Annotated in this window: 15 protein-coding genes; 5 read left to right on the forward strand and 10 right to left on the reverse strand. The window is 67.3% G+C overall.

All coding sequences use genetic code 11. From position 1 onward, the window contains the following. Window positions 1-3: 3 nt before the first annotated feature. The 6 genes from LGM71_RS03155 to LGM71_RS03180 form a co-directional block, all read right to left on the reverse strand. On the reverse strand, window positions 4-3,123 hold the full coding sequence (locus tag LGM71_RS03155; RefSeq protein ID WP_226113990.1) for an MdtB/MuxB family multidrug efflux RND transporter permease subunit: 3,120 nt from the start codon (window positions 3,121-3,123) through the stop codon (window positions 4-6). Between the two features lie 15 nt (window positions 3,124-3,138). Beyond that, window positions 3,139-4,512, reverse strand: coding sequence for an MdtA/MuxA family multidrug efflux RND transporter periplasmic adaptor subunit (locus LGM71_RS03160; protein ID WP_226113992.1), 1,374 nt, complete (start codon window positions 4,510-4,512; stop codon window positions 3,139-3,141). Window positions 4,513-4,763: 251 nt separating this feature from the next. Then, window positions 4,764-5,588: an IclR family transcriptional regulator gene (locus LGM71_RS03165; RefSeq protein ID WP_226113993.1), complete on the reverse strand. Its 825-nt coding sequence runs from the start codon at window positions 5,586-5,588 to the stop codon at window positions 4,764-4,766. Window positions 5,589-6,197: 609 nt separating this feature from the next. Continuing rightward, complete coding sequence (locus LGM71_RS03170) at window positions 6,198-8,156, reverse strand: PhoX family protein (RefSeq protein ID WP_174907044.1); 1,959 nt, start codon at window positions 8,154-8,156, stop codon at window positions 6,198-6,200. A 193-nt stretch (window positions 8,157-8,349) separates the two neighbouring features. Beyond that, window positions 8,350-9,543, reverse strand: coding sequence for an ammonium transporter (locus LGM71_RS03175; protein ID WP_059815895.1), 1,194 nt, complete (start codon window positions 9,541-9,543; stop codon window positions 8,350-8,352). 243 nt (window positions 9,544-9,786) lie between these two features. Next, window positions 9,787-10,122: a hypothetical protein gene (locus tag LGM71_RS03180; protein WP_124623224.1), complete on the reverse strand. Its 336-nt coding sequence runs from the start codon at window positions 10,120-10,122 to the stop codon at window positions 9,787-9,789. 193 nt (window positions 10,123-10,315) lie between these two features. On the opposite strand from LGM71_RS03180, the gene LGM71_RS03185 reads away from it, so the two are divergent. The 4 genes from LGM71_RS03185 to LGM71_RS03200 all read left to right on the forward strand — a co-directional run bounded on the left by LGM71_RS03185 (window position 10,316) and on the right by LGM71_RS03200 (window position 12,827). Then, a complete protein-coding gene (locus LGM71_RS03185; RefSeq protein ID WP_124902075.1) occupies window positions 10,316-10,744 on the forward strand; it encodes a hypothetical protein in 429 nt (142 codons plus the stop codon). 91 nt (window positions 10,745-10,835) lie between these two features. Beyond that, window positions 10,836-11,291: an Rrf2 family transcriptional regulator gene (locus tag LGM71_RS03190; RefSeq protein WP_059603397.1), complete on the forward strand. Its 456-nt coding sequence runs from the start codon at window positions 10,836-10,838 to the stop codon at window positions 11,289-11,291. A 137-nt stretch (window positions 11,292-11,428) separates the two neighbouring features. After that, window positions 11,429-12,070 (forward strand): NAD(P)-dependent oxidoreductase, encoded by a 642-nt coding sequence (locus LGM71_RS03195; protein ID WP_174907048.1) that lies wholly within the window; start codon window positions 11,429-11,431, stop codon window positions 12,068-12,070. A 286-nt stretch (window positions 12,071-12,356) separates the two neighbouring features. Beyond that, the gene (locus LGM71_RS03200) at window positions 12,357-12,827 is read left to right on the forward strand and encodes an Lrp/AsnC family transcriptional regulator (RefSeq protein ID WP_006754321.1); all 471 of its coding nucleotides are present in this window, start codon (window positions 12,357-12,359) and stop codon (window positions 12,825-12,827) included. A gap of 80 nt (window positions 12,828-12,907) precedes the next feature. Here LGM71_RS03200 and LGM71_RS03205 read toward each other — a convergent pair whose 3' ends face one another. The 3 genes from LGM71_RS03205 to LGM71_RS03215 are packed head-to-tail and all read right to left on the reverse strand — an operon-like array spanning window position 12,908 to window position 16,395. Continuing rightward, window positions 12,908-13,681, reverse strand: coding sequence for an ABC transporter ATP-binding protein (locus LGM71_RS03205; protein WP_226113994.1), 774 nt, complete (start codon window positions 13,679-13,681; stop codon window positions 12,908-12,910). Window positions 13,682-13,685: 4 nt separating this feature from the next. Further along, a complete protein-coding gene (locus LGM71_RS03210; protein WP_226113995.1) occupies window positions 13,686-15,362 on the reverse strand; it encodes an ABC transporter permease in 1,677 nt (558 codons plus the stop codon). After that, complete coding sequence (locus LGM71_RS03215; RefSeq protein ID WP_226113996.1) at window positions 15,352-16,395, reverse strand: Fe(3+) ABC transporter substrate-binding protein; 1,044 nt, start codon at window positions 16,393-16,395, stop codon at window positions 15,352-15,354. Before LGM71_RS03215 ends, LGM71_RS03210 begins: the two co-directional genes overlap by 11 nt. Window positions 16,396-16,637: 242 nt before the next feature. On the opposite strand from LGM71_RS03215, the gene LGM71_RS03220 reads away from it, so the two are divergent. Next, window positions 16,638-16,799, forward strand: coding sequence for a hypothetical protein (locus LGM71_RS03220; protein WP_006476417.1), 162 nt, complete (start codon window positions 16,638-16,640; stop codon window positions 16,797-16,799). Between the two features lie 160 nt (window positions 16,800-16,959). On the opposite strand, the gene LGM71_RS03225 is transcribed toward LGM71_RS03220, so the two are convergent. After that, window positions 16,960-18,327: an amino acid permease gene (locus LGM71_RS03225; protein ID WP_226113997.1), complete on the reverse strand. Its 1,368-nt coding sequence runs from the start codon at window positions 18,325-18,327 to the stop codon at window positions 16,960-16,962. Window positions 18,328-18,369 lie beyond the last annotated feature (42 nt).

Here is an 18,369-nt window from a genome sequence, read left to right on the forward strand (position 1 = left end):
CGCTTATGCGCCCGTGTGCTTGCCGGTGTCGCGGCCGGGGCCGTGCCGTTCGAACCAGCCGCGCACGCGCCGTGCGAGGCTGTCGAAGCCGAGGTAGATCACCGGCGTCGTGAACAGTGTCAGCACCTGCGACACGATCAGGCCGCCCGCGATCGCGATCCCGAGCGGCTGGCGCAGCTCGGAGCCCGCGCCGGCGCCGACGATCAGCGGCACCGCGCCGAGCAGCGCGGCGAGCGTCGTCATCAGGATCGGCCGGAAGCGCAGCAGGCACGCCTGGTAGATCGCCTCACGCGGCGGTTTGCCTTCGACGCGCTCGGCCTCGAGCGCGAAGTCGATCATCATGATCGCGTTCTTCTTCACGATGCCGATCAGCAGCACGATCCCGATGATCCCGATGATGTCGAGGTCGTGCCCGGTGATCATCAGCGCGAGCAGCGCGCCGACGCCGGCCGACGGCAGCGTCGACAGGATCGTGATCGGGTGGATGTAGCTCTCGTATAGCACGCCGAGCACGATGTACATCGTGACGACCGCGGCGAGGATCAGGAACAGCTGGTTCGACAGCGACGCCTGGAACGCGAGCGCCGCGCCCTGGAAGCGCGTCTGGAACGAGCCGGGCAGGCCGATGTCCTTCTCCGCGGCGTCGATCGCCTTCACGGCTTCGCCGAGCGACGCGCCCGGTGCGAGGTTGAACGAGACCGTCGTCGACGGGAACTGAGACAGGTGCGCGACGAGCAGCGGCGACGGCCGTTCATGGAACGACGCGATCGACGACAGCGGCACCTGGCCGCCGCCCGCTGACGGCAGGTAGATGTCGTTCAGCGATTCGGCGTAATGCTGCTCCTTCGGCTCCGACTCGAGAATCACGCGGTACTGGTTCGACTGCGTGAAGATGGTCGACACGATACGCTGGCCGAACGCGTCGTACAGTGCGTTGTCGACGGTCGCCGGCGTGATGCCGAAGCGCGCGGCGCTCGCGCGGTCGATCTCGATGTAGACCGACTGGCCGTTGCTCTGCAGGTCGGTCGCGACGTCGGCGAGCGACGGCTCCTTCTGCAGCCGCGTGACGAGCTTCGGCACCCAGGTCGCGAACTCGTCCGGATTCGGGCTCGTCAGCATGAACTGGTACTGCGTCGGGCTCACGGTCGAGTCGATCGTCAGGTCCTGCACCGACTGCATGAAGAGCGTGATGCCGGTCACGTTCGCGACGCGCTGCTGCAGGTTGCGGATGATCTGCGCGGCCGACTCGGCGCGATCGTCGCGCGCCTTCAGGTTGATCAGCATCCGGCCGCTGTTCAGCGTGATGTTGCTGCCGTCGACGCCGATGAACGACGTGAGGCTTTCGACGTTCGGATCCTTCAGGATCTCGGCCGCGAGCGCCTGCTGGCGTTCGGCCATCGCGCCGTACGAGATCGACTGCGGCGCCTGCGTGATCGCCTGGATCACGCCGGTATCCTGCGCGGGGAAGAAGCCTTTCGGCACGTACACGTAGAGCAGGGCGGTGAGCCCGAGCGTCAGCAGCGCGACGACGAGCGTCGAGCGCTGGCGGTTCAGCACCCATTCGAGCGCGACCGCGTAGCGCGCGATCACCCAGTCGATCGCGCGGTGCACGCGCGCCTCGAAGCGGTGGCTTTCGGGCGGCGGCGAATGGCGCAGCAGCTTCGCGCACATCATCGGCACGAGCGTGAGCGACACGATCGCCGAGATCACGATCGTCACTGCGAGTGTGATCGCGAACTCGTGAAACAGCCGGCCGACCACGTCGCCCATGAACAGCAGCGGGATCAGCACCGCGATCAGCGACACCGTCAACGAGATGATCGTGAAACCGATCTGCCGCGAGCCCTTCAGCGCGGCCTCGAGCCCCGAATCGCCTTCCTCGACGTAGCGGGCGATGTTCTCGATCATCACGATCGCGTCGTCGACGACGAAGCCGGTCGCGATGGTGAGCGCCATCAGCGACAGGTTGTTCAGCGAGAAGCCGGCCATGTACATCACCGCGAGCGTGCCGATCAGCGACAGTGGCACCGACAGGCTCGGGATGATCGTCGCGTAGACGTTCGCGAGGAACAGGTACATCACCAGTACGACGAGCCCGACCGCGAGCAGCAGCTCGAACTGCACGTCGCGCACGGCGGCGCGGATCATCGTCGTGCGGTCGGTGACGATCTGCACGTCGAGCGCGGCGGGCAGCGTCTCCTGCAGCTTCGGCAGCTGTGCCTTGATCGCGTCGACGGTCGCGATCACGTTCGCGCCCGGCTGGCGCTGCACGTTCAGGATGATCGCGGGCTCCGAGTTCACCCACGCGCCGAGCTTGGTGTTCTCCGAGCCGGCGACGACCTTCGCGACGTCGGTCAGCATCACCGGACGGCCGCTCTTGTAGGCGACGACCGCGTCGTTGTATTGATCGGCGCTGGTGAGCTGGTCGTTCGCGTTGATCGTGTACGCGCGCGTCGGGCCGTCGAAGTTGCCTTTCGGCGTGTTCACGTTCAGGTTCGAGATCGTCGTGCGCAGGTCGTCGAGGTTCATCCCGTACTGCGCGAGCGCGGTCGGGTTCGCCTGGATCCGCACGGCCGGCCGGTTGCCGCCCGACAGGCTGACGAGGCCGACACCCGCGATCTGCGAGATCTTCATCGCGAGGCGCGTGTCGGTCAGGTCCTGCACCTGCGTGAGCGGCAAGGTCTTCGACGTGATGGCCAGCGTCAGCACCGGCGCGTCGGCCGGGTTGACCTTCGCGTAGATCGGGGGGGCGGGCAGATCGGACGGCAGCAGGTTGCCGGCCGCGTTGATCGCGGCCTGCACTTCCTGTTCGGCGATGTCGAGCGGCAGGTCGAGCGAGAACTGCAGCGTGATCACCGATGCGCCGGCCGAGCTTTGCGACGACATCTGGTTCAGCGACGGCATCTGGCCGAACTGCCGCTCCAGCGGCGCGGTGACCGACGACGTCATGACCTCCGGGCTCGCGCCCGGATAGAAGGTCTGGACCTGGATCGTCGGGTAGTCGACTTCGGGCAGCGCGGCGAGCGGCAGGAAGCGCAGCGCGACGAGGCCGGCCAGCATGATCGCCGCCATCAGGAGGGCGGTGCCGACAGGCCGGAGAATGAAGAGGCGGGACGGATTCATCGAGCGGCCCGCGCGTTACTGGGCCGCGGGGGCCGCAGCCTGCGACGGGTCGTGCTTGTGTCCGCCGCGGTGGGCGGCCGCACCCGATGCGCCGGACGCCGCGCCGGCGCCATGCGCGCCCGACGCGCCTTTCGGCTTGTCGGCCGGGATCGTGATCTTCGCGCCCTCGCGCAGCCGGTCGGAGCCGTCGGTGACCACGCGCTCGCCGATCGCGACGCCGCTGACGATGCTGGTGCGCTCGCCGTCGACCGGGCCGACCTTGACCTTGCGCACCGTCACCGTGTTGTCGGGTTTCACGATGTACACGAACTGGCCGATCGAGCCCGTCAGCACGGCGGCCGTCGGCACGATCGTCGCATTGCGCATCACGTCGACCAGCAGCCGCGTGTTCACGAACTGATTCGGAAACAGCAGGCCTTCCTTGTTGTCGAAGGTCGCGCGCAGCTTGACCGTGCCGGTGCTCGTGTCGATCTGGTTGTCGAGCGTTTCGAGCGAACCCGTCTCGAGCGGCACGGTGTTGTTGCGATTGTAAGCGGTGACCGACAGCTTCTGGCCCGCGTTCACCTGCTTGACGATCTGCGGCAGGTTGTCCTCCGAGGTCGTGAAGATCACGCTCATCGGCTGCAGTTGCGTGATCACGACGATCCCGTTCGTGTCGCCCGCAGTCACGTAGTTGCCGGGGTCGACCTGGCGCAGGCCGACGCGGCCCGACACGGGCGCCGTGATGCGCGCGTACGTGAGGTTCAGTTTCGCGGAGTCGATCGCTGCCTGGTCGGTCTTCACCGTTCCTTCGTATTGCTTGACGAGTGAGGCCTGGGTGTCGACCGTCTGCGACGCGATCGAGTCCTGTGACAGCAGCGTCTGGTAGCGCTTCAGGTCGATGCGGGCCGTCGCGAGCAGCGCCGAGTCGCGCGCGTGCGTGCCTTCGGCATTCTCGAGCGCGACCTGGTAGGGGCGCGGGTCGATCTGCGCGAGCAGGTCGCCTTTCTTGACGATCTGGCCTTCCCGGAACGCGACCGACTGCAGATAACCCGACAGCTGCGTCTTGACAGTCACGCTCGCGAGCGGCGTCACGGTGCCGAGCGCGGACAGCACGATCGGCATCTCGCCCTGCGTCGCGGTCGCGACCGATACGGGCTGCGGAACGTTCGCCATGGCGGCGGGGCCGCCGCGGCCGCGATGGCCGTTACTGCCGCCGGCGCTCGCGCCGGAGGCCGCGTTGCCTGCCGCCGACGCGTCCGCCTGCGTACGGCTCCACGGGTGCCACCACAGCAAGCCGCCGATGACGACGACCGCGAGCGTCCCGATCACCAGCGTGCGGCGCGGGCGGCGCGCGGCGGGGGAGGCGGGATCCTTCGAAGGGGGCGTGGGCTTTTGTTGGTTGTCCATCGTGTTCTGTCAGGAAGACGGCGCGGCGGGCCGGGAGACGGGCCTGGGGCGGCGCGTGGGCATGCGGTGCCGGAGGGCCGGCTCGGTCCGGGCCCTTCCGGTCCGCGCGGGAAAAAGAAAAGAGCGGTGCGCGCCGCGGATGCGGCGCGACGATGGGCATGATGCTACGTCCCGTCCCCGTTACAGTCCAGTCGTCTATCTTTCAACGGGTTACGGTCGTTACATAAGGCGACAGGACGATGACGGACCGATTACACGGCGCTGCGCCGGGCTGGCGAGCCGCCGATCTCGCGGGTGATTTTCGCGATGCATTCGTGCAACGCGGGCACCACGTGTTCCTGCAGCCATTCGGGCGGGCACTGACTGGATGCGCCGCCGCAGTTCACCGAATAGCGCTGGCCCGACGGGCCGACGAAACCGGCCGCGACCGCGTTCAGCCCTTCACGCCATTCGCCGATCGCGATCGCATGGCCCGCGCGCATTGCGTCCTCGAGACCGGGGGTCAGGCGCGCCGATACGTGCGGCCAGTCATCGCCGGCCGTCGCGCGCAGCGCGTCGAGCAGCGCGCGCCGCTCGTCGTCCTCCAGTGCCGCGAGATACGCGCGGCCGACCGCGGTGCGTGCGATGTCCATCCGCGAGCCGATCTCGAGGCGCGTGACGAGCACGGCCGAGCGCGGCCGGATCACGTCGATCGCGACCATGTCGAGCCGGTCGCGCACCGCGAGGTGCACCGACAGCGACGTGCGCTCGGCGAGTTCGATCATGAACGGCCGCGAGCGGGCGCGGATGTCGAAGTTGCGCAGGAAGCCGTGGCTCAGCTCCAGGACCGACGCGGTCAGCACGAAGCGCTCGCTGTCGGGCAACTGGAACAGGAAGCCGGCGCTGACGAGCGTCGCCGTGATGCGTGACACGGTCGGCTTCGGGATGCCCGTCAATTCGGTGAGCTCGCGGTTGCTGACCGGGGCGTCGGCGGCCGCGATGCGCCGCAGCACGGCGAGGCCGCGCGCGAGCGCGGTGATCTCGTCCGGCGACGATTCGCGGTCTCGGGGCGCGGGAGGCGTTACAGGTGTCGACACGAGGGATTCTCTCTATTTCCGAAACTCGATTTCAATTTTGTTGGTATTGTAGGATGATTGTCAAAAGATGCATGTTCCATGGGTGAATCGTTCATCGAATGAGATTTTACGGGTTCACCCTTGGTTTATTAGGAAAGCGCTCAAATGAGCATTGCCGGAAAGTGAACAAACCGGTGCAAATACCGCTTGACTTGTCGGGCGGAAACGGAAAGAATGTCTCACGTTTTCGAAACATCGTTTCAGGAGTTTAACCGGCAACGGTGTTTCGCGCAGTCTCTCAGGTTCTAGCACGGCCCTCGGAATGGCTAGAACTTTTTTAGCGCCACGGTCTCCGTGGCGCTTTTTTTTGCCCGTCCGCCGGACGCGTCAGGTCCGTATTATCCCCCGATCGCTGAAATCGCCCGTTCGACCGGGCTCGTGCGCACTCGCGTGCGCGTGGCGCGCGCAAAAAAAAGCGCGATGCCTGCAATGGGCATCGCGCGTAAACCGGCGTGGAGCACCGACGAATGAACGGTGATGAAGAAAGGGACGCCCGGTTAGGGACGCCCGGTCAGGGACGCCCGGTGAGGGGCGGCCTGCCAAGGGCGCTGACCCCCTCGTGCGAAGCGGTCAGGCCTTCGCGAGCTTGATGCTGGTCGGCTCGGCCGTCAGGTAGCCGACGCTGGCGCCGAAGCGGTCCTTGAAGTTCGCGCGCACGAGCGGATCGAGCGTCGGCTTGACCTTGTCGTGCAGCGGCGACTCCCAGTCGCCCGCGTGCTGGAAGTTGCTCATGATGTAGGTCCAGCCGTTGATCTCGTCGACCGCGTGCAGGCCCGTCGATTCCGCGCCGGCCGGGCACGACAGCACGCGCGCGAGCGACTTCGTGTCGACGTTGTACGCCCACAGGAAGTTGTTGACGTGCATGCCCGAGTCTTCGCCGATGAAGAGCGTGCGCAGCTTCTCGGAGAACTTCAGGTTGTCGGGGTTCGCGATCTTGTCCGGGTTCGCCAGGTTGCCGAGCGCATCGGCCGCAGCGAGGTCCTCGCCGACGAGCGCGGCCGGCGCGCCCATGTCGACCGGCACCCACTCGCTGTCGATCGCGCCGCCCGTCGTGTCGCGCTGGCCGGCCTTCAGGTTCAGCGCGTAGACCGCGCCCGAGGCGATCTTCTTGTCGACCGCGACGTCGCGCGACACCGCGTTGCCCTGGACCATCGACGTCTCGATCCGCGACATCGCCGTGTAGACGATCTTGTCCTTCGCGTTCACGGTCGTGCCTTCGAGCTTCGTGAACGCCATGCTGCCGCCGAGCAGCGCCGCGTAGCGGTGCGTCTCGAGGAACGCGGCTGCTTTTTCCATGCCCGGTTTCACGCGGATCCAGTTGAACTTGCCGCCGAAATGGATCTTCGTGTAGCTCGCATCGTTCGGGTCGGTGGTCACCAGGTCCATGATGTCCGACGCCTTCAGCGTGTTCGCGAGCGTTTCGATCTCGCTGCTGGTCGCATGGCCGATCCTGATCCACGTGAGCGTCGCGGTGCCGGCGCCGGCCGATGACGTCTGCGTCCACTTCGCGACGTACAGCGTGCCGGCCGACAGGTCGGCCGCCTTGTCGGCGACGAACATGAACAGGCCGCCGTTGGTGGCGTCGTCGCCCATCATCACGGTGCGCTGGTCCGGCATCACCTGGATCAGCTCGTGCGAGATGCGGCCGAGGCAGTAGTGCTTCTTCACGGTGCCGGTGCCGTCCGGATTCACGGTGATCTCGGGCAGGTGGCCGTAGTGGTAGGGGTTCGCCTTCGTCTCGTCACCGAACGTGTTCTTGCTGAACGCCTTGAACTGCGCGTCGGTCGCGGCCTTCGTCGCGTCCGGCTCGTATTCCTCGCTCGACAGGTGCGTGCCCCACGGCGACAGGCTCGCGCCGCAGGTGATCCACAGGCCGTGCGCCTTCGACGTGTCGACGTTGTGGTACTTCACGACCTTCAGCGCGCCGGTGGACGGATCCTGGTCGAGCGTGAGCACGGCGATCGGCGACGGCAACTGGCCGTACTGCGACGCGCTCGCCTGGTCGCGCGTCGTGTATTCGAACTGCACGACCGCGAACACCGTGTTGCCCTTCACGCCGGGCACGTTCGCATTTTTCAGCGTCAGCAGCGAGCTGCCGTCCGGGCAGTCGGAATAGAACTGGCGCTCCTTGCCGGCCACCGAGCGATCGATGATCGGCTGGTTGTTGATGTCGTAGTAGCCGCCCGCGAGCGTCGTGCCGCCCTTGCCGTCCGGCACCATGTCGCCCGTCACGAAGAACGGCCGGTACGCGAGCTTGAAGTTGCGCGACGAGCCGTCCGAGAAGGACACCGACAGCGTCGAACCGACCGTCGTCGTGGCCATCGCGGCCGCGTTGTCGAGCGTGGGCGCGGCCATCGCCGAGAACGCCGCCGACGTGTACGCGGCGGCGGCCGGCGTCGCCGCCGGATTGTCGTCGCCGCCGCAACCTGTCAGCAGGGCCGGCAGCGCGAGGCCGGAGAGGGGCAGCATGGGTGCGCCGGCGAGGATCTTCAGGGCCTGACGACGGGAAGCATTGGGCAACGCGGGCATGTGGAGTCCAGTTTCGAATGTTGGAAGAATCGCCTTTCGCGAAGCAGGCGATCAGCAAGCATTGCGAAGGCAAGTTGAAAACTGGACCGAAGTTTAGGGGCGCTCGATGAAAGTTTTTTGAATTGAAAACGTAATGATGCGTTGGGCGTCCGTCAGGCGGGCTGCCGGACGCCGATCGGACGCGTATTCGCGCTCAGTCGCGCTCGGGCGTCGCCGAGATGCGATGGATCGACAGGTCGGCGCCGTCGAATTCGGCTTCGCGCTCGAGGCGCAGCCCGACGGTCGCCTTCAGCGCGCCGTACACGAGCGTGCCGCCCGCGGTGGCGATCGCGATGCCGCCGAGCGTGCCGATGAGTTGCGACACGAACGACACGCCGCCGAGGCCGCCGAACGCGGGTTGCCCGAACACACCGGCCGCGATGCCGCCGAGCGCGCCGCACATTCCGTGCAGCGGCCACACGCCGAGCACGTCGTCGATGCGCCACTTGTTCTGCACGCAGGTGAACATCGCGACGAACAGTGCGCCGGCTGCCGCGCCGGTGACGAGCGCACCGATCGGGTGCATCACGTCGGAGCCCGCGCAGACCGCGACGAGGCCCGCGAGCGGGCCGTTGTACGTGAAGCCCGGATCGTTGCGGCCGGCCATCCACGCGGCGAGCGTGCCGCCGACCATCGCCATCAGCGAGTTCACGGCGACCAGGCCGCTGATCTTGTCGAGCGTCTGCGCGCTCATCACGTTGAAGCCGAACCAGCCGACCGCGAGCACCCACGCGCCGAGTGCGAGAAACGGAATGTTCGACGGCGGGTGCGCGGCGATCCGGCCGTCCTTCGCATAGCGGCCGTGGCGTGCGCCGAGCAGCAGCACGGCCGGCAGCGCGACCCAGCCGCCGAACGCATGCACGACGACCGAGCCCGCGAAATCGTGGAACGGCGCGCCGAAGGCATGCGTGAGCCAGCCCTGCACGCCGAAGCGTTCATTCCATGCGATCCCTTCGAAGAACGGATAGATGAAGCCGACGATGATCAGCGTCGCGACGAGCTGAGGATTGAATTTCGCGCGTTCGGCGATGCCGCCGGACACGATCGCGGGAATGGCCGCCGCGAACGTCAGCAGGAAGAAGAAGCGCACGAGCGCGTAGCCGCTGTGCTGCGACAGCGTGCCGATATCGTCGAAGAACTCGACGCCGTACGCGATCGTATAGCCGATGAAGAAATACGCGAGCGTCGACACCGAGAAGTCGACCAGGATCTTCACGAGCGCGTTGACCTGGTTCTTCTTGCGGACCGTGCCGAGCTCGAGAAATGCGAAGCCCGCGTGCATCGCGAGCACCATGACGGCACCGATCAAGAGGAACAGTGTATCGACGCCGGATTTCAGACCATCCATGCCGTGGCTTCCTTGCGCAAAAAACGGGCAAGGAATGCAAATATCGAGCCAACTTGGTGAACGCGTGCGTACAAGTGGTGCGGAAGGCCGTGCGATGCGGCACGCGGGCGATGCGTGCACGGTAGCGGGGCAGGCCGCGTGTGGGCCCGGAGCCGCAGTGGGTGCACGCGCGTGGTGCGATGAGAGCTCAAATGGTGCGCGCGATGCGTGGCGTGGTGCGCCGCGATGCACCGGTCTGGCGCGTCAGCGGCGGGCGAACAGCACGCGTGAGCGCCGCAGCCGCAATGCGCAGGCGCACCAGTAGGCGGCGACGGTGGTGAGCCCGAGTGCGGCAAATGCGAGCGCCGCGAAGCCAGCGTGCGACTGGCCGTCGCCGTCGGGGCCAAGGATGCCCTGCGCGACGATCAGCGCAGCCGTCCAGAAACCGATCACAGCCTGAACGAGCAGGCGAGCGCACGCCACGCGGCGCGGGCGCCCGGCTGCACGCAGGCGCGGCGCGGACGGTGAACGAAGGCACAGGAACAAGGTGGTGGCGAGCGCGGCGGCCAGCGCGATGAACCAGTCGATGAGGAAAGCCATGAAGAAACGGGAAGCAGACGGAGCGGATTGAAGCCTGCCCACTTTAGTCTCGGCACGCCTGCAATTGAATCAGACAAATCCGAAATTGAAAGGCATTTTTAATCACGAGTCGTCATTGGCCCTGTTCCACAGGCGGTATCATCGACGCTGGTCCAACCATTCAGGCCGTGCTGCGCACGGCCGGAGATCGCTGATGAAGATGAAGACTTGGCCGGCGCGTTGCGTGCCCGGGTCCGTGCTGGCGGCCGCGGCCGTCGGTGCGGTGCTGTTGCTCGCAGGCTGCGAGAAGTCCGGCACGCCGGCCACGCAACCCGATACGGCCGCCAGCGCGGCCGCCGATGCCGCCAACAACGCGGCCAAGGCGCTCGACCAGGTGGCGAGCACCGTCAACCAGCAGATCAATGCCGCGAAGGCCGGCATTGCGAGCGCGGCCTCGGCCGTGCCGCCGCTGTCGGCGAGCGGCCTTGCGTCCGCCGCGCAGGCGCAGATCGATGCGGCCGCTTCCGCCGTCGTCGCACACGCGGCATCGGAAGCGGGCGCGAAGATGGCGGAGGCCGGCAAGAAGCTCCAGCAGTGGAGCCAGCAGAACGCCTCGGGTGCGAAGCCGGCCAGCGGCGAGTGAAGGGCCCTTGCGGAATCTTCAATATGTAATTATCATGGTTACACATCGTCGCCGGCTGCCGTTCGAGCCGGCGTCACCGAGAGAGTGAGGAATGAATACCAGCAGCCGGTTCGCGTTTGCCGTTCATGTGCTTGCGTTGCTGTCGATGCAGGAAGGTGCGCCGCTGTCGTCCGACATCATCGCGGGTAGCGTGAACACGAATCCGGCGCTGATTCGCCGTCTGCTGTCGATGCTGGCGGCCGCGGGGCTGACCACGTCGCAGCTCGGCGCGGGCGGCGGCGCGCTGCTGGCGCGCGAGCCCGGCGAGATCACGTTGCTCGACGTGTATCGCGCGGTCGACGATGCGCAGCTGTTCGCGCTGCATCGCGAGGCGCCGAATCCCGCGTGTCTCGTCGGGCGGCACATCCAGGGCGTGCTGATCGACTATATCGGCGACGCGCAGCGCGCGATGGAAGCATCGCTTGCCACACGCACGCTCGCGGACGTCACGGCCGACGTGCTCGAATCGGAGCAGCGCAGCCGGCCGGCGGGAAGCGCCGGCGGGTGATCGCGGGCAATGGATGATGCCGGGCAGGAGGCCGGGTGACGCGCATGCGCGGCGGCCGGCACGACGGAGTGTTGCTCCGTTTTTTTTCGGTCTGATATGTAATCACTGCAGTTACTTTTTATTTCTGGAGAATCGACATGACGCAACGTACCTTGAACATCGCACTGTTCGGCGCCACCGGGATGATCGGCTCGCGCATCGCGGCGGAAGCCGTGCGCCGTGGCCATCGCGTGACCGCGCTGTCGCGCCACCCGGGCGCGGCCGGCGACGGCATCACGGCGAAGGCTGCCGACCTGTTCGATGCGGCCAGCATCGCGGCCGCGCTGCCGGGCCACGACGTCGTCGCGAGCGCGTACAGCCCGAAGCAGGACGATCCCGCGAAGATCGTCGCCGCGGCGAAGGCGCTGGTGGAAAGCACGCGCCAGGCGGGCCTGAAGCGGCTCGTGGTAGTGGGGGGCGCCGGTTCGCTCGAAGTTGCGCCGGGCAAGCAGCTGGTCGACACCGAAGGTTTCCCGGAGGCGTACAAGGCGGTCGCGCTCGCGCACCGCGATGCGCTCGATTATCTTGAAACGGTCGGCGATCTCGACTGGACGTTCTTCGCGCCTGCGGCCCTGATCGCGCCGGGCGAGCGCACCGGCACGTTCCGCACGGGCGTGGGCAAGCTGATCGTGGACGCAGAGGGCAACAGCAGGATCTCGGCCGAAGACTATGCGGTCGCGTTCGTCGACGCGCTCGAGCAAAACGGCTTCGTGCGCGAGATCGCGACGGTCGCGTATTGAGCGATCTCACGGCGAGGCGGCGCGCAGGTGCCGTATTCGTCGTGAGCGGCTGGCCAGGCAGCGCAGGCGCAGCGACTTCAGGCGATTCCACCTCGACGGGTGGAATCGCCTGTTTCGTCTGGTGTGCCGATGATCGATGGGCCGCTGCGCACGGGATCGTGCGTGATGCGGATTCTTCCCGGCCTGATTGGTATTTATCCCGGTCGACGCCGCGCAGCGGTTTCCATATTGTTCCCCGTCATGCAGGATGCATAGAAAAAATTTCTATCTACGAGGGACTGGGTAAATGGATGCCATCGATCGCAAACTGCTTGAGCTGTTGCAGGCAGATGCCACCTTGCCGATCGCGGAGCTCGCGCAGCGCGTGAACCTGTCGCAGACGCCGTGCTGGAAGCGCGTGCAGCGGCTCAAGGAAACCGGCGCGATCCGTGCGCAGGTCGCGCTGTGCGATCCGCGCAAGCTCGGTGTCGGCACGACCGTGTTCGTCGCGATCCGCACGAACCAGCACACCGAGGAGTGGGCGCAGCGCTTCACGCAGGCCGTGCGCGACATGCCGGAAGTCGTCGAGGTCTATCGGATGAGCGGCGAGACCGACTATCTGCTGCGGGTCGTGGTGGCCGGCATCGACGATTACGATCGCGTATACAAGCAACTGATCCGCGCGGTGCCGCTGTTCGACGTGAGCTCGTCGTTCGCGATGGAGCAGATCAAGTATTCGACCGCGCTGCCGGTGCGCGATCTGTCCGAGCCGGCATAGCGCGCGGGACGGCAACGGAGCGCGTCGGTGCGCATGGATGTTACGCGTGTGCGCCGCCAATACGCACCGTTGTCACCCGGTCAGCGGCCGCGCGACAGCGCGCGTGCGCGTTCGTCCGCCAGCGCGTCGCGGCGCACGAACTCCGCGACGAACGGACTGGCCGGATGGTGGTGCAGCGCGTACGGCGTGTCCCATTGCGCGAGCTGGCCATCCTTCATCACGCCGATCCGGTCGGCGATCGCGAACGCTTCCGCCTGATTGTGCGTGACGAGGATCGCGGTGTGACCCGTGCGCTTCAGGATGTCGCGCAGCTCGAACGCGAGCCGCTCGCGTGTATCGACGTCCAGATTCGAGAATGGCTCGTCGAGCAGCAGCAGCTCCGGTGACGGCGCGAGCGCACGGGCGAGGGCGACGCGCTGCTGCTGGCCGCCCGACAGTTCGTGCGGATACGCGCTACCGGAAGCGGCGAGCCCGACCAGCTCGAGCATGTCCGCGACGCGCGCGCGCCGCTCGGCCTTCGGCATGCGCCGCAGGCCGAACGCGACGTTGTCGGCCGCACTCAGGTGCGGGAACAGCGCATAGTCCTGGAACATCATCCCGATGCGCCGCTGCTCGGGCGGCACGTCGAGCGACGGCGCCGCGACGGGCGTGCCGTCCAGCACGATGCGTCCCATGCGTACGGGCTCGAAGCCCGCGATCGCGCGCAGCACGGTGGTCTTGCCGCAGCCCGATGCGCCGAGCAGGCAGCCGATATCGCCGCGCGGCAGCGCGAGGCTCAGCCCGTCGACCACCGCGCGGCGGCCGTGCGGCGTGTCATAGGCGACGCAGAGGTCGTCGAGTTCGAGCAGATTCACGGTGTCAGGCTCCGATCTTGTGACGGGTGCGCGCGAGCAGGATCACGGGCACGAGCCCGGCGAGCACGATTGCGAGCGCGGCGACCGCGCCTTCCTCATAGGTTCCGCGCGCGGCCTCCGCGTACAGCCAGGTCGCGAGCGTGTCGAAATTCAGCGGGCGCAGCAGCAGTGTCGCCGGCAGCTCTTTCATCGCGTCGACGAAGACGAGCAGTGCGCTCGTCGTGAGCGCGGGCCGCAGCAGCGGCAGGTGCACGCGGCGCAGCGTGCCGCCGGCCGTCTCGCCGAGCGAGCGCGCGGCGTGTTCGAGCGACGGCGGAATGCGCGCAAGGCCGGCTTCGATGCTGCCGGCCGAGATCGCGAGAAAGCGGACGGTGTAGGCGATCACGAGCGCGGCCGCCGACCCCATCAGCAGTAGCCCGTCACGGCCGAGCGCCGCGCCGAGCAGCCGGTCGGCCGCCGCAAACGGGATCAGCAGGCCGATCGCGAGCACGGTGCCCGGCACCGCGTAGCCGAGGCTCGCGATGCGCGCGCACACGCGGGCGGGGCCCGCACGCGCGCTGTCGCGCTGCGCGCGCGCCGCCCACGAGACGACGAGCCCGCATGCGAGTGTCGCGACGGTTGCGGCGGCGGCGATCGTCAGCGTGTTCGCGAGCCCGGTCATCAATTGAGCGGATACGCCGCCGACGAGATGCAGCCGCTTGCCGGTCTCGACCGCGAGGTATGCGGCCGGCGCGCCGAAGCCGAGCAGCACCGGCAGCCAGCCGAGCGCGGCGGCGCTCCACGCGGCCGCGCCCGTCAGCTTGCGCGGTGCGACCGGACGCATGCGTCGGCCGTGCGCGTAGCGCTGGCGACGGCGCCCGTAACGTTCGAGCACGATCATGCCGACGACGATCGCGAGCATCGCGAGCGCGATCTGCGCGGCGCCGGCGAGATCGGAGCGCGTGATCCACGTCGTGTAGACCGACACGGTCAGCGTCTGCACACCGAGGAATTCCGATGCGCCGATGTCGTTCAGCGTTTCGAGCAGCGCAAGGCTCACGCCGACGGCGATCGCGGGCCGGGCGAGCGGCACGACGACGCGCCAGAACGTCGCGATGCGTCCCGCGCCGAGCGTGCGCGCGGCTTCGAGAAGACTCGCGGACTGCGTGACGAACATTGCGCGCGTGCTCAGGTACACGTACGGATACAGCACGAAGCCGAGCACGAAGATCGCACCGGGCAGCGAGCGCAGGTCGGGCAGACGGAACTGGCGCGGGCTGTCGAAGCCGAGCAGCCAGCGGATCGCGCCCTGCACGGGGCCGATCGGGTGGAGCAGGTCGAGATAGGCGAATGCGACGATATAGGTGGGCACCGCGAGCGGCAGCAGCAGCGCCCAGGTCAGCATCCGGCGGCCGGGAAAATCGTACGCGGTGACGAGCCACGCGCAGCCGGTGCCGACCACCGTGACGATCGCGCCGACGCCCGCGAGCAACAGCAGCGTGTTGACGAGCGCCTGCGGCAGCACGAACTCGGCGAGATGCTTCCAGTGTGCGAGATCGGCGCCGAACGCGGCGGCGACCAGCACCGCGAGCGGCGCCGCGACCGCCGCCGCGATCGCGACGGCCGCGCCCAGCCAGAGGCCGCCCGCGCGCGAACGGAGCGGCCGGCGGCGCGTGCGGGCGAACGGTGCGTCAGTTGTCAAAGCCGACCTTGTCGACGAGCTGGCTGGCCGCCTTGCGGTGCTTCGCGATGTCGGTCAGCGCAAGCGGGTCGACCTTCAGCGTGCCGAAGCTCGCGATCACCGGATCGAGCTTCACGTTCGCGCGCACCGGATATTCATAGTTCGCCTGCGCATACAGCGCCTGCGCTTCCGGCGACACGAGGTACTCGAGCAGCTTCACCGCGTTGGCCTTGTGCGGCGCGTGCTTCGCAACCGTCGCGCCGCTGATGTTCACGTGCGTGCCACCGCTCTTCGCGTTCGCGAACGTCGGCCGCACGACCTTGATCGCGTCGCCCCACTTGCGCGCATCGGTGCCCGGCTCCGCGTTCTTCATGTGACCGACGTAGTACGCGTTGGCCAGGCCGACGTCGCAGATGCCGCCGAGAATGTCGCGCGCGACGTCGCGGTCGCCGCCCGTCGCCTTGCGGGCAAGGTTCGCCTTCACGCCTCGCAGCCACTTTTCGGTCGCGGCTTCGCCGTCGTGCGCGATCATCGCCGCGACGAGTGCCGTGTTGTACGGATGCTGCCCCGAGCGGATGCAGACCTTGCCCTTCCATTTCGGATCGGCGAGATCCTCGTAGCGGAACGCGTCGACCTTCAGGTCCTTCTCCACGTACAGCACGCGATCGCGCAGCGACAGCGCGTACCAGTCACCCTGCGCGCCGCGCAGGTTCGCGGGGATCGCATCGTCGAGCACCTTCGAGCGCACCGGCTGCGCGAGCCCGCCGTCGACAAGGTCGAGCAGGTTGCCGATGTCGACCGTCATCAGCACGTCGGCCGGCGACTGCGCGCCTTCCGCCTTCACGCGCTCGAGCAGGCCGTCCTTCACGAACACCGTGTTGACCTTGACGCCGCTCTGTTTCGTGAACGCGTCGATGAGCGGCTGGATCAGCTTCGGTTCGCGGGTGGTGTACAGGCTCACTTCCTCGGCCGCGTGGGCGAGGGGCGCGAATGCGGCGGCGGCAAGGGCGAGGGCGCCGACGAGCGGCAGCAGGCGGGTGCGCGGATTCGACATGAAGACTCCGATGAGGCAGGCGGACGAAGAAGCGTTCCGGGGCGTGCCTGCCGCCCGAGCAACCCGAAACATTACAAAACGAAAGATTTCGGATTCTAGATCGGAATGGGAATGATTATCAAATAAAAGGTGGTGGAAAGCAGGGAGGAAGGTGGAAGGAGGGGGCGCTACCGGGGCGTCGCAGCGCGGGCGCAAGCGCGTAGAATGCCCGCTTCAACGAAATCGACGGAGCCGTACCGATCATGAACGATCAGCGCAAGAAGAACCCTGTCCGCAACGTGAGCATCCTGATCGTCGTGGCCGTGCTGCTCGTGATCGGGACGATCCTGTATAACGCGATCTCACAGAAGCACGCGTACGACGAGGCCCATCCGGCCGAGGCCGCGAGCGCCGCGTCGCACTGACGCCGGCGCGGATGCGCATGATCGCTGGGCGGCCCGGTCGGGCCGCCAGCGATGCGCAGGAACGGCAGGAAGCGTGGACGCGGTGCGCGGCGCGAGGCATCGCACCGGGACGGGCGCGGGCGCCGAGGCCGGCGCGCCGCGTGGAAGGGTCAGCCGTGCGTCAACGTGACGCAGGCGCAAATTTCGGGCGGATTCGTGCGTAGAACACGGCCGCGAGCAGCACGAGCCATGCCGCGCCGACGTAGAGCGCGACGCGCGTATCTTCGAACCAGCCGAGCATCACGATCACGAAAGCCATGAACGCGATCGTCAGCGCGGGTGCGACGGGCCACAGCGGCACCTTGAACTTCAGCGCCGCGACTTCCGCGCTCGACAGGCGACGGCGCATCGCGACCTGCGACAGCAGGATCATCAGCCACACCCACACGGTCGCGAACGTCGCGATCGCCGCCACCACCAGGAACACGTCCTTCGGCATCAGGTAGTTGAGCACCACGCCGATCAGCAGCGCGCCGGCCATCACGAGCACCGTGACCCATGGCACGCCGTGCCGCGACGTCGCCATCAGCACGCGCGGCGCCTGGCCCTGCCGCGCCATCCCGAACATCATCCGGCCCGCGCCGAAGATGTCGCTGTTGATCGCCGAGATCGCCGCGCTGATCACCACGAGGTTGAGAATGGTCGCGGCCGACTTCACGCCGAGCGCCGAGAAGATCTGCACGAACGGGCTGCCGTCGCTGCCGACGCCGGTCCACGGGCTGATCGACATCAGCACGACCATCGTCAGCACGTAGAACAACAGGATGCGCGCGGGCACCGCGTTGATGGCGCGCGGAATCACGCGCTCCGGATCCTTGGCCTCACCGGCGCTCATCCCGATCACCTCGATGCCGCCGTACGCGAAGATCACGACCGACAGCGACGCGATCAACCCGCCGATCCCGTTCGGGAAGAAGCCGCCGTGGTTCCACAGGTTCGCGAACGTCGGCACGTCGGCCGAATGGCCGAAACGCATGCCGGTCAGCAGGATCGCAACGCCGCCGCCGATCATCGCGACGATCGCGCCGACCTTGATGAGCGACAGCCAGAATTCGAGCTCGCCGAACACCTTCACATGGCACAGGTTCAGCCCGCAGATGACCGCGACGACGCCGAGCACCCAGATCCATTGAGGGACATCCGGAAACCAGAAGCCCATGTAGATGCCGAACGCGGTGATGTCGGCGATGGCGACGATCACCATTTCAAGCGTGTAGGTCCAGCCGGTGACGAAGCCCGCGAATGGGCCGAGGTTTTCGGTCGCATAGTGGCCGAACGAGCCGGCGACGGGCTCGCGCACGGCCATCTCGCCGAGCGCGCGCATCACCATGTAGACAGCCGCGCCGCCCAGGATGTAGGCCAGGATCACCGCCGGGCCCGCGAGCTGGATCGCGGACGCCGAGCCGTAGAACAGGCCGGTGCCGATCGCCGAGCCCAGCGCGAGAAAGCGGATGTGCCGCGCGCTCAGATGGCGCTGCAAGTTCTTCATTGAGTCTCCGATATCGTTATGCGACAGACCGGGCGAACGGGG

The organism is Burkholderia sp. AU33545 (assembly GCF_020419685.1).
GTDB classification, from domain to species: domain Bacteria; phylum Pseudomonadota; class Gammaproteobacteria; order Burkholderiales; family Burkholderiaceae; genus Burkholderia; species Burkholderia diffusa.

Coding starts and splice junctions, on each gene's coding strand:
- LGM71_RS03185 (WP_124902075.1), top strand. CDS start 10,316: ATGAAGATGAAGACTTGGCCGGCGCGTTGCGTGCCCGGGTCCGTGCTG.
- LGM71_RS03175 (WP_059815895.1), bottom strand. CDS start 9,543: ATGGATGGTCTGAAATCCGGCGTCGATACACTGTTCCTCTTGATCGGT.
- LGM71_RS03170 (WP_174907044.1), bottom strand. CDS start 8,156: ATGCCCGCGTTGCCCAATGCTTCCCGTCGTCAGGCCCTGAAGATCCTC.
- LGM71_RS03195 (WP_174907048.1), top strand. CDS start 11,429: ATGACGCAACGTACCTTGAACATCGCACTGTTCGGCGCCACCGGGATG.
- LGM71_RS03200 (WP_006754321.1), top strand. CDS start 12,357: ATGGATGCCATCGATCGCAAACTGCTTGAGCTGTTGCAGGCAGATGCC.
- LGM71_RS03160 (WP_226113992.1), bottom strand. CDS start 4,512: ATGGACAACCAACAAAAGCCCACGCCCCCTTCGAAGGATCCCGCCTCC.
- LGM71_RS03180 (WP_124623224.1), bottom strand. CDS start 10,122: ATGGCTTTCCTCATCGACTGGTTCATCGCGCTGGCCGCCGCGCTCGCC.
- LGM71_RS03220 (WP_006476417.1), top strand. CDS start 16,638: ATGAACGATCAGCGCAAGAAGAACCCTGTCCGCAACGTGAGCATCCTG.
- LGM71_RS03190 (WP_059603397.1), top strand. CDS start 10,836: ATGAATACCAGCAGCCGGTTCGCGTTTGCCGTTCATGTGCTTGCGTTG.
- LGM71_RS03225 (WP_226113997.1), bottom strand. CDS start 18,327: ATGAAGAACTTGCAGCGCCATCTGAGCGCGCGGCACATCCGCTTTCTC.
- LGM71_RS03215 (WP_226113996.1), bottom strand. CDS start 16,395: ATGTCGAATCCGCGCACCCGCCTGCTGCCGCTCGTCGGCGCCCTCGCC.
- LGM71_RS03155 (WP_226113990.1), bottom strand. CDS start 3,123: ATGAATCCGTCCCGCCTCTTCATTCTCCGGCCTGTCGGCACCGCCCTC.